At 38.5% G+C, this 12,175-nt stretch carries 13 protein-coding genes; 7 read left to right on the top strand and 6 right to left on the bottom strand.

Going from position 1 to position 12,175, the window contains the following annotated elements:
* The first annotated feature begins 76 nt into the window (after positions 1-76).
* The 3 genes from glpT (at position 77) to glpK (ending at position 4,087) form a co-directional block, all read left to right on the top strand.
* Entirely contained in the window at positions 77-1,522 is a 1,446-nt protein-coding gene (gene glpT, locus A1D25_RS09455; protein ID WP_157395426.1) for a glycerol-3-phosphate transporter, read from the top strand.
* A gap of 237 nt (positions 1,523-1,759) precedes the next feature.
* The gene (locus A1D25_RS09450) at positions 1,760-2,539 is read left to right on the top strand and encodes an MIP/aquaporin family protein (RefSeq protein WP_157395425.1); all 780 of its coding nucleotides are present in this window, start codon (positions 1,760-1,762) and stop codon (positions 2,537-2,539) included.
* A 33-nt stretch (positions 2,540-2,572) separates the two neighbouring features.
* Complete coding sequence (gene glpK / locus A1D25_RS09445) at positions 2,573-4,087, top strand: glycerol kinase GlpK (protein ID WP_157395424.1); 1,515 nt, start codon at positions 2,573-2,575, stop codon at positions 4,085-4,087.
* A gap of 131 nt (positions 4,088-4,218) precedes the next feature.
* Here glpK and glmS read toward each other — a convergent pair whose 3' ends face one another.
* The 4 genes from glmS to msrP form a co-directional block, all read right to left on the bottom strand.
* Positions 4,219-6,051, bottom strand: coding sequence for a glutamine--fructose-6-phosphate transaminase (isomerizing) (gene glmS, locus A1D25_RS09440; protein ID WP_157395423.1), 1,833 nt, complete (start codon positions 6,049-6,051; stop codon positions 4,219-4,221).
* Between the two features lie 60 nt (positions 6,052-6,111).
* Positions 6,112-6,873, bottom strand: coding sequence for a DeoR/GlpR family DNA-binding transcription regulator (locus tag A1D25_RS09435; RefSeq protein WP_157395422.1), 762 nt, complete (start codon positions 6,871-6,873; stop codon positions 6,112-6,114).
* Positions 6,874-6,979: 106 nt separating this feature from the next.
* Positions 6,980-7,573, bottom strand: a complete 594-nt coding sequence (locus tag A1D25_RS09430; RefSeq protein ID WP_157395421.1) for a protein-methionine-sulfoxide reductase heme-binding subunit MsrQ — start codon at positions 7,571-7,573, stop codon at positions 6,980-6,982.
* Positions 7,573-8,526 carry a protein-methionine-sulfoxide reductase catalytic subunit MsrP gene (gene msrP, locus A1D25_RS09425; protein ID WP_157395420.1) on the bottom strand — a complete coding sequence of 318 codons (954 nt, stop codon included), beginning with the start codon at positions 8,524-8,526 and terminating at the stop codon, positions 7,573-7,575. Before msrP ends, A1D25_RS09430 begins: the two co-directional genes overlap by 1 nt.
* A gap of 98 nt (positions 8,527-8,624) precedes the next feature.
* Here msrP and A1D25_RS09420 point away from each other — a divergent pair, with 98 nt between their 5' ends.
* The 4 genes from A1D25_RS09420 to lysA all read left to right on the top strand — a co-directional run bounded on the left by A1D25_RS09420 (position 8,625) and on the right by lysA (position 10,935).
* Positions 8,625-9,209, top strand: a complete 585-nt coding sequence (locus A1D25_RS09420) for a sigma-70 family RNA polymerase sigma factor (RefSeq protein WP_157395419.1) — start codon at positions 8,625-8,627, stop codon at positions 9,207-9,209.
* Complete coding sequence (locus A1D25_RS09415; RefSeq protein ID WP_157395418.1) at positions 9,209-9,391, top strand: anti-sigma factor family protein; 183 nt, start codon at positions 9,209-9,211, stop codon at positions 9,389-9,391. Before A1D25_RS09420 ends, A1D25_RS09415 begins: the two co-directional genes overlap by 1 nt.
* 125 nt (positions 9,392-9,516) lie before the next feature.
* A complete protein-coding gene (gene lptM, locus A1D25_RS09410) occupies positions 9,517-9,627 on the top strand; it encodes an LPS translocon maturation chaperone LptM (RefSeq protein WP_157395427.1) in 111 nt (36 codons plus the stop codon).
* 57 nt (positions 9,628-9,684) lie between these two features.
* Positions 9,685-10,935, top strand: coding sequence for a diaminopimelate decarboxylase (lysA, locus tag A1D25_RS09405; protein ID WP_157395417.1), 1,251 nt, complete (start codon positions 9,685-9,687; stop codon positions 10,933-10,935).
* Positions 10,936-11,021: 86 nt separating this feature from the next.
* Here the strand turns inward: lysA and nusG are convergent, their stop codons facing one another.
* Together nusG and secE are read right to left on the bottom strand one after the other, a co-directional pair.
* A complete protein-coding gene (gene nusG / locus A1D25_RS09400; RefSeq protein WP_157395416.1) occupies positions 11,022-11,594 on the bottom strand; it encodes a transcription termination/antitermination protein NusG in 573 nt (190 codons plus the stop codon).
* 1 nt (position 11,595) lies between these two features.
* Positions 11,596-12,009, bottom strand: coding sequence for a preprotein translocase subunit SecE (secE, locus tag A1D25_RS09395; protein ID WP_157395415.1), 414 nt, complete (start codon positions 12,007-12,009; stop codon positions 11,596-11,598).
* Positions 12,010-12,175: the final 166 nt, after the last annotated feature.

The following is a 12,175-nucleotide window of genomic DNA, read 5'->3' as shown; positions in this document are numbered from 1 at the left end:
GGGTTTGTCATCAGTCTGCGATATTCGTAAATGAATATCTTATTTTTTCAATAACAACAAATTGTTGGAGTTTACTATGTTTGGTCCATTTAAACCTGCTCCGCATATTGCAGAGCTACCAGCAGACAAAATTGATTCCACATACAAACGCTTACGTTGGCAAGTGTTTGCAGGGATCTTCTTTGGTTATGCTGCTTATTATTTTGTTCGTGCAAATTTCGATTTAGCACAGAAAGGGTTAATTGAAGCAGGAATGTACACAAAAGCCGAATTAGGTGTAATTGGTACAGCTGCGGGTCTTGCTTATGGTTTGTCAAAATTCTTTATGGCAACTATTTCTGACCGTTCTAATCCAAGAGTTTTCTTACCATTTGGTTTATTACTCTCTGGTTTATGTATGACAATGATGGGATTATTCCCTTGGGCGACATCAGGCATTGCAGTAATGTGGGCGTTGATTTTCTTAAATGGTTGGTTCCAAGGTATGGGTTGGCCTCCGTGTGGTAGAACAATGGTTCACTGGTGGTCTAAATCTGAACGTGGAACAATCGTATCCATTTGGAATACAGCCCACAACGTAGGGGGAACAGTACCAGGTATTATGGTTCTTTTAGCAGGAGCGATTTATTTCAGTGAATATGGAGTAGAAGCAACAGCGAAAGATATTTGGCAACAAGCCCTTTACTATCCTGGTATTGCTGCAATGATTGCTGCTATTCCTATTTATTTAGTAATGCGTGATACCCCACAATCTTGTGGTTTACCGCCGATTGAAAAATGGCGTAATGATTACCCTGAAGACTATAACGAAAAAACTTACGAAAATAACTTATCCGTAAAAGAAATTTTATTCACTTATGTGTTTAAAAATAAACTGTTGTGGTATATCGCAATTGCTAACGTATTCGTTTACTTAATTCGCTATGGTGTATTGAAATGGTCTCCTGTTTATCTTGGTGAAGTTAAACATTTCAATATTAAAGGAACAGCTTGGGCATATACGATCTATGAACTTGCAGCTGTACCAGGAACATTATTATGCGGTTGGGTATCAGATAAAGTCTTTAAAGGAAAACGTGGTTTAACAGGTTTCATCTTTATGATTTTAACCACAGCTGCAGTCGTTGCATTATGGCTTAACCCAGCAACACCAGAAAATGAACTTGCACAATATGCTGGTCACGCTTGGTATGAAAACCCATATCAGTTAATGGACTTCATTTTAATGACTACTATCGGTTTCTTAATCTATGGTCCTGTAATGTTGATTGGTTTACACGCCCTTGAACTTGCACCGAAAAAAGCTGCAGGAACAGCAGCAGGCTTTACAGGCTTATTCGGTTACCTTGGTGGTACTGTTGCTGCATCAGCAGTTGTAGGTTGGGCGGCAGAATACTACGGCTGGGACGGCGGTTTCTATGTAATGATTGCTGGTGGTGTATTAGCTGTATTGTTAATGTTCATCACAATGTTAGAAGAAAGCAAACATAAAGCTAAATTAGGCGACCATTACGGCAAATAATAATTAAATAACTCTCTTTATACGCCATATTGATATATTTCAATATGGCTTTTTTGTTTTCGAAATGTGATAAAAATCAAAAAAAATTACATAAAAGTAACAAATTTTTGTGCAGTATGTCACAAAAATAACTTTTCCCATTTGCTAAAAATGTTCATTTCTTTATATTTCACAGCCGAAACTTTCGTTTTCAATCAATTATCTATTTTTCTATATTCTAATTTCTTGGGGGAAGTTATGGATAAATCATTAAAAGCCGCTTGCATTGGTGAATTTATTGGTACTGGATTGATTATCTTCTTTGGGGCAGGTTGTGTTGCCGCAGCTCAGGTAGCTGGTGCTACATTTGGGTTATGGGAGATTTCTATTGTTTGGGGACTCGCTGTTGCAATGGCTGTTTACGCATCTGCAGGGTTATCTGGTGCTCATTTGAACCCTGCTGTTACCATCGCATTATGGAAATTCGCCTGTTTTGATGGCAAAAAAATCTTACCTTATATCATCTCACAAATGCTCGGTGCTTTTTCCGCTGCTGCGTTAGTCTATTTTTTATATAGAGATCTCTTTATTGCCACAGAAGCTGCACAAAATATCGTGCGTGGCGAAGGGGTTGGCTTTGCTGGAGTGTTCTCCACCTATCCAAATGAGCATATTAGCGTATTCCAAGCCTTTATTGTTGAAATGGTTATTACTGCTGTGTTAATGGCTTTAATTCTTGCTTTAACGGATGATGGTAACGGTGTTCCAAGAGGTCCAATGGCACCATTACTCATTGGGTTATTGATTGCAGTTATTGGTGGGGCGATGGGGCCTTTAACTGGTTTTGCAATGAACCCTGCTCGTGATTTTGCTCCAAAAATATTTACATTTTTAGCAGGTTGGGGAGATATTGCTTTCACTGGTGGTCGTGATATTCCTTATTTCCTTGTTCCTATCTTTGGACCTATTGTTGGGGCTTTATTAGGTGGTTTTTTCTACACTCGTTTAATTGGTAAAAATTTACCTTGCAAATTATAACGTAACAATTTCTTTTTAATTAAGGTGATTCCTATGACAACAAAACAATACATTATTGCTTTAGACCAGGGTACAACAAGCTCTCGTGCAGTATTACTTGATAAAAATGCGAACATTGTTGAAGTCGCACAACGTGAATTTACACAAATTTATCCACAAGCAGGTTGGGTTGAACATAACCCAATGGAAATTTGGGCAACTCAAAGCTCAACTTTAAATGAAGTTGTTGCAAAAGCAGGTGTAACAGCTGATCAAATTGCGGCAATTGGTATTACCAACCAACGTGAAACAACTATTGTTTGGGAAAAAGAAACAGGTAAGCCGATCTATAATGCGATTGTGTGGCAATGTCGCCGTACTGCTGATTTTTGTTCGAAATTGAAAGCGGATGGACACGAAGAATATATTCGTAAAACCACAGGGTTAGTCGTTGATCCTTACTTCTCTGGTACAAAAGTAAAATGGATTTTAGATAATGTAGAAGGTGCTCGTGAGCGTGCGAAAAAAGGTGAGTTACTCTTTGGTACGGTTGATACTTGGTTAGTTTGGAAATTAACTCAAGGTCGAGTTCACGTTACTGATTATACCAACGCATCTCGTACAATGATGTTTAATATTCATACAAAACAGTGGGATGACAAAATGTTGGAATTATTAGATGTTCCAAGAGAAATGTTGCCTGAAGTTAAAAATTCATCTGAAATTTACGGACAAACTAACATCGGCGGTATGGGTGGCGTACGCATTCCTGTGGCAGGTATTGCAGGAGACCAACAAGCTGCGTTATATGGTCATTTATGTGTCGATGCAGGAATGGCAAAAAATACCTATGGTACTGGCTGTTTTATGCTAATGAATACGGGAGATAAAGCGGTTGAATCTAAAAATGGGCTATTAACGACAATTGCGTGTAATGCTAAAGGTGAACCTTGCTACGCACTTGAAGGCTCTATTTTTATGGGAGGAGCATCTATTCAATGGTTACGCGATGAGTTAAAAATTATCCATGATAGTCGCGACTCTGAATATTTTGCCGTTAAAGTTCAAAGCTCAAATGGCGTTTATGTTGTACCTGCATTTACTGGCTTAGGGGCACCATATTGGGATCCTTACGCTCGCGGTGCTATTGTTGGACTTTCTCGTGGTTCTAATCGTAACCACATTGTGCGTGCCACATTAGAATCTATTGCTTATCAAACACGCGAAGTTTTAGATGCAATGCAATCAGATAGTGGCGAAACACTAGAAACATTAAGAGTTGATGGTGGTGCAGTTGTGAATAACTTCTTAATGCAATTCCAAGCAGATATTTTAAATGCAAAAGTTGAACGTCCAGTCGTGCGTGAAGTGACTGCATTAGGTGCAGCCTATCTAGCAGGGCTAGCAACAGGTTTCTGGGGAAGTTTAGAAGAGCTGCGTGGTAAAGCTGAAGTAGAAACAACTTTTGTGCCTGATGGTGATGAAGAAAAACGTACTAGACGCTATAAAGGTTGGAAACGAGCAGTAAAACGTGCATTAGAATGGGAAAAAGAAGACGCTGAAGAATAAGCTCTTATAAACAAGCGGTTCGATATTCGCAAAATTTTGCAAGTATCGAACCGCTTAATATTTTCCAGTAACCAATAGTAGTTAGCGATTATTTTGCCTATATATCCTACTAAGGCAGTTTATATATCAGATTATTCCACCGTTACCGCTTTAGCAAGATTACGAGGCTGATCAACATCAGTGCCTTTGATTAAGGCAATATGATACGAAAGAAGTTGAAGTGGTACGGTATAGAAAATTGGTGCTGTAACTTCATCAACTTTTGGCATTACCACGGTTTTAAACCCTTCTGAGTCACTAAATCCAGCATCGTGATCTGCAAAGACATAAAGCTGTCCGCCACGAGCACGCACTTCTTCAATATTTGATTTCACTTTTTCAAGTAGGTCATTTTCTGGTGCAACCACAATAACAGGCATATCACTATCAATCAATGCGAGTGGACCGTGCTTTAATTCTCCAGCTGCATAGGCTTCAGCGTGAATATAAGAAATCTCTTTGAGTTTTAAAGCAGATTCCATCGCGATTGGGTAAAACTCTCCACGTCCTAAAAAGAGTGTATGATGTTTGTCTGCGAAGTCTTCAGATAATTTTTCGATCGCCTTATCAAAAACTAATGCACTCTCAATTTGTGCTGGTAAGCGTTGTAGAGATTGAACAATATGTTTTTCTTGTTCTTCACTTAAATTGCCTTTTAAGCGACCGATTGCAACATTTAATAGTAATAAACAAGTCAGCTGTGTCGTAAAGGCTTTTGTTGATGCCACGCCAATTTCTACCCCTGCTTTTGTCATAAAGGCAAAATCAGATTCACGCACTAATGAGGAACTTGCCACATTACAAATCGTCATTGCCGCCATAAAACCTGATTCTTTTGCTAGACGTAATGCGGCTAACGTATCAGCAGTTTCGCCAGATTGAGAAAGTGTGATCAACAAACTATTTGGACGAGTCACAAATTTACGGTAACGGAACTCAGAGGCAATTTCCACATCACAACTCACGCCCGCAATAGATTCAAACCAATAACGTGCAACCATTCCTGCATTATAAGATGTGCCACAAGCAACAATTTGAATATGTTGAGCATCTTTGAGAATTTGTGCTGCATTAGCCCCAATTGCATCAACCACAACTTTATCATTGGCAATACGCCCTTCTAAAGTGTTACGAATTGCCACAGGTTGTTCAAAAATCTCTTTCTGCATATAGTGGCGATATTGTCCTTTATCCGCAGCATCTTGTTCAAAGTTACCTTCGTGGATTTCACGTTCTACTTTTACACCGCTACGATCAAAAATATCGACTGAGCGGCGAGTAATTTCTGCGACATCACCTTCTTCTAAATAAATAAAACGGCGAGTAACACTCAATAGTGCAAGGGGATCTGACGCAAGAAAATTTTCTCCCATACCTAATCCGATGACTAATGGGCTACCAGAGCGAGCAACAATTAAATGTTCAGGTTCTGCTTGGTTCATCACCACGGTGCCATAAGCACCACGCAGTTGTACCACTGCTTTTTGTACAGCTTCTAGCAAACTCTTAGCACTGCGTAATTCCCATTCAACTAAATGAGCAATAACTTCAGTATCCGTCTGTGATTGGAATTGGTAGCCACGAGCTTGTAATTCACTGCGTAATTCTTCATAGTTTTCAATAATGCCATTATGTACAACCGCAATATTGCCCGAACGATGTGGGTGAGCATTCGTCTCAGAGGGTTCACCGTGAGTTGCCCAACGTGTGTGAGCAATCCCTGTTCCACCTAATAATGGGTTGGCGTCCAACGCTTCGTCTAATGCTTTAACTTTACCGACTCGGCGAACAATTTGCATCTGTTTATCGTGATTTAATACTGCAACCCCTGCTGAGTCATAACCACGATATTCTAAACGGTGTAAACCATCGACTAAAATTTCTGCGATATCACGTTGTGCCACTGCACCTACGATTCCACACATATTTGCTTCCTTTTGTAAATTTTTGAGAAAATGTAACCGCTTATAAGCGGTCAGAAACGATTAATTTTTTGCAAGAATGACTTCAACGCCCTGTTGCTCAATCTGTAATTGAATCTCTGGTGAAAGTTGGTCATCTGTAATCAATTTATCAATTTGTTGCCATTGCAATTCTAAGTTAGGCATTTTCCGCCCAATCTTTTGCGATTCAATCAACACAATAACTTCACGAGCCACTTCTGCCATTACTTGACTTAACCCGATGAGTTCATTGAACGTTGTTGTCCCGCGTAGCAGATCCAAACCATCAGCACCGATAAAAAGTTGATCAAAGTCGTAAGAACGTAACACTTGTTCTGCAACCTTTCCTTGAAAAGATTCAGAACGAGAATCCCAAGTTCCTCCTGTCATCAATACCGTAGGTTCGCATTCCAAAGTGGTTAATTCATTAGCTAAGGCTAAAGAATTGGTCATAATTACCAAACCTGTTTGGTTTAAGGCTTTTACTAACGCACCTGTTGTACTTCCACTATCAATAATAATACGATTATGCTCTCTAATCTGCTGAACAGCGGCTTGGGCAATAGCTAACTTTTGTTTCGAAAGTTGTTCGTGAGATTCTTCAATTAACTCGGTTGGGATTTTTATTGCTCCACCGTAGCGACGCAATAAAAAACCGCTTTCTTCCAAAGCGGTTAAGTCTTTGCGAATCGTAACTTCTGATGTTTCAAACAAAGTTGCTAGATGCTCAACACTGGCTTCACCTTGTTCTTGCACCATATTGGCAATAATTTGACGGCGTTGTTGAGTATTTCGTTTTGACATATTTCTTTCAATTATCTTTCGAACCGAAACTTATGCTCATTATATACGAAAACCACCAAATGAAAAGAAAAGATATACTGTTAAATTAAAATTTACTTGCTTTACATTAGCGACGAGTAGGTAAAATATATTGGCTAAGGTATCGCCACGCAACGATAAAGCAGATAACAGCACCAATAATAATAGGATCAAGAGTAAGGCTTTTTACTGACCAATAATAGTGAATACCCGCACAGATAATAGCAAGATAGGCGAATTGATGTACCGTAAACCATTTTTTACCCAATGCATTTTTAATTGAAGGTAAAGAAGTCATTGTCATCACTAACAATATAATAAATGCAATTCCTCCAAAGATTAAATAAGGGCGACTAACAAGCTCTTTGAAAAACAAAGTGAAATCAAGATTGAGTTCTAGCACCAAATAGCTCGCAACGTGAAGTAACGCATAAAAGAATGCCCATAATCCGAGTGGGCGGCGTAAAATCTGATATTGGTTCTTATTGCGTAACTGTAAAACAATCCCTAATAAAAACATAATACAGAAAATGACAATGGCAGTATAACCAAGAAAATGCTCAATTTCTTTAATAGGGTCTGTACCTAAAGCTGTTTCATCGCCAGATAACAATACTGAAGTCAGCCAAACAAATGGGGCAAAACACCCCAAATGGATTATCACTCTATATAGTGCTAGCATTAGTAATTTACCCTTAAATCTAAACCTTTATACAGATGAGCGACCTCTTGCTCATAGCCGTTAAACATTAGTGTTGGTTGGCGTTTAACGCTTAATAAACCACCAGAACCAATGACACGTTCAGAGGCTTGCGACCAACGAGGGTGATCAACATTCGGGTTCACATTGGCATAAAAACCATATTCGTGTGGAGCCAGCTTTTCCCACGTTGTTTGTGGGCGAGTTTCTGAAAGTGTAATTTTTACAATGGATTTAATGTTCTTAAAGCCATATTTCCAAGGCACAACTAAACGAATTGGTGCACCATTTTGTGGCGGTAAGGCTTTACCGTATAAGCCAACGGACATTAAGGTTAATGGATTCATCGCTTCTGCAATCGTTAAGCCTTCAACATACGGATAATCAATCCCACCACCAAAGAAACGGTTTTTCTGCCCTGGCATTTGTTCAGGATCGTGTAAGGTATGAAATACGACATATTTAGCTCTGCTCGTTGGTTTTGCTTTAGCAAGCAGTTTATTTAATTCAAAGCCAATCCAAGGCACAACCATTGACCACGCTTCAACACAACGAAAACGATAAATACGTTCTTCTAACGGAAATTGAGTAAAGAGCTGGTTATAATCTAAGGTAAATGGGTTTTCTACTTCACCTGTAATTTCAACAGTCCAAGGATCAACCTTAAAATCTTTCGCATATTGAGCCGGCGATCCTTTATCAACTCCAAACTCATAAAAATTATTATAACCTGTGATTTTATTCTCTGGTGTTAGGATCAAATCACTTTTCTCAGCTGTTTTAAAATCTAATTTTTTTAGTGCATTCTTACTATCCGCTAAGCTGATATTAGGCAACATTGTTGCAGCTGCTCCAAGCCCCATTGCGGTAATAATTTTACGGCGTTGATAAAAAATATCTTCAGGGGTAACATCATTTTCAGTTAATTTTTTCATTCTGATCTCCTAATCGCAGTATAATCTATCTATTGGACGTTTCTCGCATTAAAAAATTACAACAAAATACAATAAATCTTATAAAAGGAGAATTCATAATGGAAACAGAGCAACAACGGCTTACGCAAATTCCACCACAGCAAATAGAAGAAATTCGTCAGCAAATGGTGAAATTTGCAGTTCTGCAACTAAAAGATCCCGATCTTGCCGAAGATGTGGTACAAGAAGCTCTCACCAGTGCTTATAAAAATGCACATTCTTTTAAAGGGAAATCCGCCTTAAAAACTTGGGTCTTCGCTATCTTAAAAAATAAAATTATTGATTTAATTCACTATCGTAAACGCACAGTAACGGTGTCTGAAATTTATGAAGAAGATACGCCGAATGCTTTTTTTACTGAACGAGATCACTGGGATTTAACTTACTTTGAGCCAAGTGAATGGCAAAGTGTACAGAGTAGTACCTATAAGAAAGAATTTTGGATAATTTTTGAAACCTGTTTGACACAATTACCTGCACAACAAGCTCGAATTTTTATGATGCGAGAATACTTAGAAATGAATACTGATGAAATTTGTCAGGAATGTGAGGTTTCTACGTCTAATTTACACGTTATTCTGTTTCGGGCTAGACTACAACTACAAGCCTGTTTATCAAAAAGTTGGTTTGGGGAGAAAAAATAATGAAAAAATGTAAACAAATTACAGAGTTAATTTCTTTAGGTAATGAACAGAAGCTCGCATTTAATCAACGCTGTGCAGTAAATATGCACCTGTTATTTTGCCCTTATTGCCGAGCATTTAAGCAAAATACTCAACAAATGCGACAACTAATGCAACAGTTTAAACAAAAAAGCGAAGAGTAATAGAAAAAGCTATTTAAGTACAAACAATTAAATAGCTTTTTCTTTGCGTGTCTTGTCTATCTTCGGTACAATCGCCATTCTTTGAGCGAATTTCGCTTGTCGCTTTTAGTTCTAAAGTAGGTGCTATGAAAAAATTACTGATTATTGCATTGTTCAGCGGTATCACATTAACGGCTTGTGGGGTAAAAGGCCCACTTTACTTCCCAGAAAATACACCGCAAGAGCAACAGCCGTAATATAAGCGGTGTGATTATCTCAATTATTTACACATATATTTATATACTCGGAAGATTATGGATCATTTTAATTATCGACATCAGCAACTGTTTGCGGAAGAAATTGCCGTTACAGATATTATTCAACAATTTGGTACACCCGCTTATATCTATTCTCGAGCTACTCTTGAACGCCATTGGCACGCGTTTAATGATGCCTTTGGTGAACATCCACACTTAATCTGCTTTGCGGTGAAATCCAATTCAAATATCGCGTTATTAAATGTAATGGCTCGTTTAGGTTCAGGCTTTGATATTGTTTCTCAAGGAGAACTTGAACGTGTCCTTGCTGCTGGCGGAGATGCAAATAAGGTAGTTTTTTCTGGTGTGGCAAAATCACATCAAGAAATTGCACGAGCATTAGAAGTGGGGATTCGTTGCTTTAATATTGAATCTGTTCCTGAGTTAAAACGAATTAACGATGTGGCTGGGCAACTTGGCAAAATTGCACCAATCTCTTTACGCGTTAATCCAGATGTTGATGCTCATACTCACCCATATATTTCAACAGGCTTAAAAGAGAATAAATTCGGCGTAAGCGTTAGCGAAGCTCGTGAAGTTTATCGTTTTGCCAAAACATTACCGAACGTAAAAATTACAGGAATGGATTGTCATATCGGCTCGCAATTAACTGAATTACAACCCTTCTTAGATGCGACAGATCGCCTGATTGTGCTAATGGAGCAGCTTAAACAAGATGGTATTGAATTACACCATTTAGATTTAGGCGGTGGCTTAGGTGTGCCTTACACAGATGAAACACCTCCGCACCCAACGGAATATGCAGCAGCATTGCTAAATAAACTTAAAGCTTATCCAAATTTAGAAATAATTTTAGAACCAGGACGAGCTATTACTGCAAATGCAGGGATTTTGGTCACTAAAGTCGAATATATCAAACAGAATGAAGACCGTAATTTTGCGATTGTGGATACAGGAATGAACGATATGATTCGCCCAGCACTGTATAAAGCCTATATGCAAATTATAGAAATTGACCAGAGTTTAGTGCGTGAAAAAGCAGTTTATGATGTTGTTGGTCCAATTTGTGAAACGTCTGACTTTTTAGGTAAACAGCGTGAATTAGCCGTTGCAGAAGGCGATTTAATTGCAGTTCGTTCAGCAGGAGCTTATGGGGCAACAATGTCTTCAACCTATAACTCTCGTCCGCAAGCCGTAGAAGTAATGGTTGATGGCAATCAAGCTCATTTAATCAAACAACGAGCCAGTTTTGCGGATTTATGGCGTTTAGAGCGGAAATTACCCTAATTTTTATAAAAACAAATAATCCCTAGCTGAAATACTAGGGATTATCGAAGTTTAATTGTCAATCAACTTATAAATAAATATTAAAATTAACCGTTGTGTTTTTCCACTTGGTTAAATTCAAGTTCAACAGGGGTTGCACGTCCGAAGATTGAAACAGATACTTTTAAGCGACCTTTTTCATAATCCACTTCTTCCACAGTACCATTAAAGTCTGCAAATGGACCTTCCGTTACTCGTACTTCTTCACCTGGTTGGAATTCTTTTCTATGGCGTGGTTTATCGGCTGTTTCTTGTACTCGGTTAAGAATACGTTCAGCTTCTTTTTGGCTGATTGGTGCAGGTTTATCTGCAGTACCGCCGATAAAACCCATTACACGCGGAACACTTTTTACTAAGTGCCAAGTGTCATCGTTCATTTCCATTTGAACTAATACATAACCTGGAAAGAATTTACGTTCTGTTTTACGGCGGCGACCAGCCACATTCTCAACCACTTCTTCAGTTGGAACAAGCACTTCGCCGAACTGATCTTGCATATTATGAAGTTTAATATACTCACGCAAAGTCATCGCTACTCTTGCTTCAAACCCCGAAAATGCTTGTAATACATACCAGCGCATTCTCTTTGCTTCTTTGGTTTCTAGTTCGATCTCGCTCATTTTAGAACCTCAAATTTGTTAAGAATGTAATGATTGAAACAATCAAAGAATCAATGCCCCATAAAGCTAATGCAACAACTAAACAGATAGCACCGACAATCAATGTTGTTTGTGTTGTTTCAGGGCGAGTTGGCCACACGATTTTACGCAATTCTTGACGAGAATCTTTGATAAAACCAATTGCTTTTTGACCTTGGTTGGTGATTGCCGCTAATCCAACACCCACAACCAATAAAGCAACTAATAACAATACGCGTACAATCAATGAAAAATGGCTTGCGAAATAGACATTGCCGATTGCAGCTACGGCAATACACGCAATAGATAAAACCCATAAAGCACTGTTTACGCCTTTACTTTTCACACCCTTGTTTTCAATCTGTTTAGGGCTATTTTGTTGATTTTCTTTAGACATAGACAACCTAGATTTGTTAATAAAATAGAACGTTCAATTTTTAAAGCGTGCAATTCTAGCATTTTCTTGCTCACTTGCCACGATCTTTTATAAAAATTGTTGTTTTTCTTATAGAGCAAATACGCTCTTATCCAAATAAGTTGCTACTGATAAAGCCCCTTATACC

This window comes from Ursidibacter arcticus (assembly GCF_009761375.1).
GTDB classification, from domain to species: domain Bacteria; phylum Pseudomonadota; class Gammaproteobacteria; order Enterobacterales; family Pasteurellaceae; genus Ursidibacter; species Ursidibacter arcticus.
The sequence above is the reverse complement of the archived record's forward strand: the minus strand, read 5'-3'. Positions and strand labels throughout refer to the sequence as shown.

Bases quoted from the DNA above. Each gene is read 5' to 3' on its own strand.
- lysA (WP_157395417.1), top strand. From the start codon at position 9,685: ATGGATCATTTTAATTATCGACATCAGCAACTGTTTGCGGAAGAAATT.
- secE (WP_157395415.1), bottom strand. From the start codon at position 12,009: ATGTCTAAAGAAAATCAACAAAATAGCCCTAAACAGATTGAAAACAAG.
- nusG (WP_157395416.1), bottom strand. From the start codon at position 11,594: ATGAGCGAGATCGAACTAGAAACCAAAGAAGCAAAGAGAATGCGCTGG.
- glpK (WP_157395424.1), top strand. From the start codon at position 2,573: ATGACAACAAAACAATACATTATTGCTTTAGACCAGGGTACAACAAGC.
- A1D25_RS09420 (WP_157395419.1), top strand. From the start codon at position 8,625: ATGGAAACAGAGCAACAACGGCTTACGCAAATTCCACCACAGCAAATA.
- A1D25_RS09430 (WP_157395421.1), bottom strand. From the start codon at position 7,573: ATGCTAGCACTATATAGAGTGATAATCCATTTGGGGTGTTTTGCCCCA.
- A1D25_RS09450 (WP_157395425.1), top strand. From the start codon at position 1,760: ATGGATAAATCATTAAAAGCCGCTTGCATTGGTGAATTTATTGGTACT.
- A1D25_RS09435 (WP_157395422.1), bottom strand. From the start codon at position 6,873: ATGTCAAAACGAAATACTCAACAACGCCGTCAAATTATTGCCAATATG.
- A1D25_RS09415 (WP_157395418.1), top strand. From the start codon at position 9,209: ATGAAAAAATGTAAACAAATTACAGAGTTAATTTCTTTAGGTAATGAA.
- msrP (WP_157395420.1), bottom strand. From the start codon at position 8,526: ATGAAAAAATTAACTGAAAATGATGTTACCCCTGAAGATATTTTTTAT.
- glmS (WP_157395423.1), bottom strand. From the start codon at position 6,051: ATGTGTGGAATCGTAGGTGCAGTGGCACAACGTGATATCGCAGAAATT.
- lptM (WP_157395427.1), top strand. From the start codon at position 9,517: ATGAAAAAATTACTGATTATTGCATTGTTCAGCGGTATCACATTAACG.
- glpT (WP_157395426.1), top strand. From the start codon at position 77: ATGTTTGGTCCATTTAAACCTGCTCCGCATATTGCAGAGCTACCAGCA.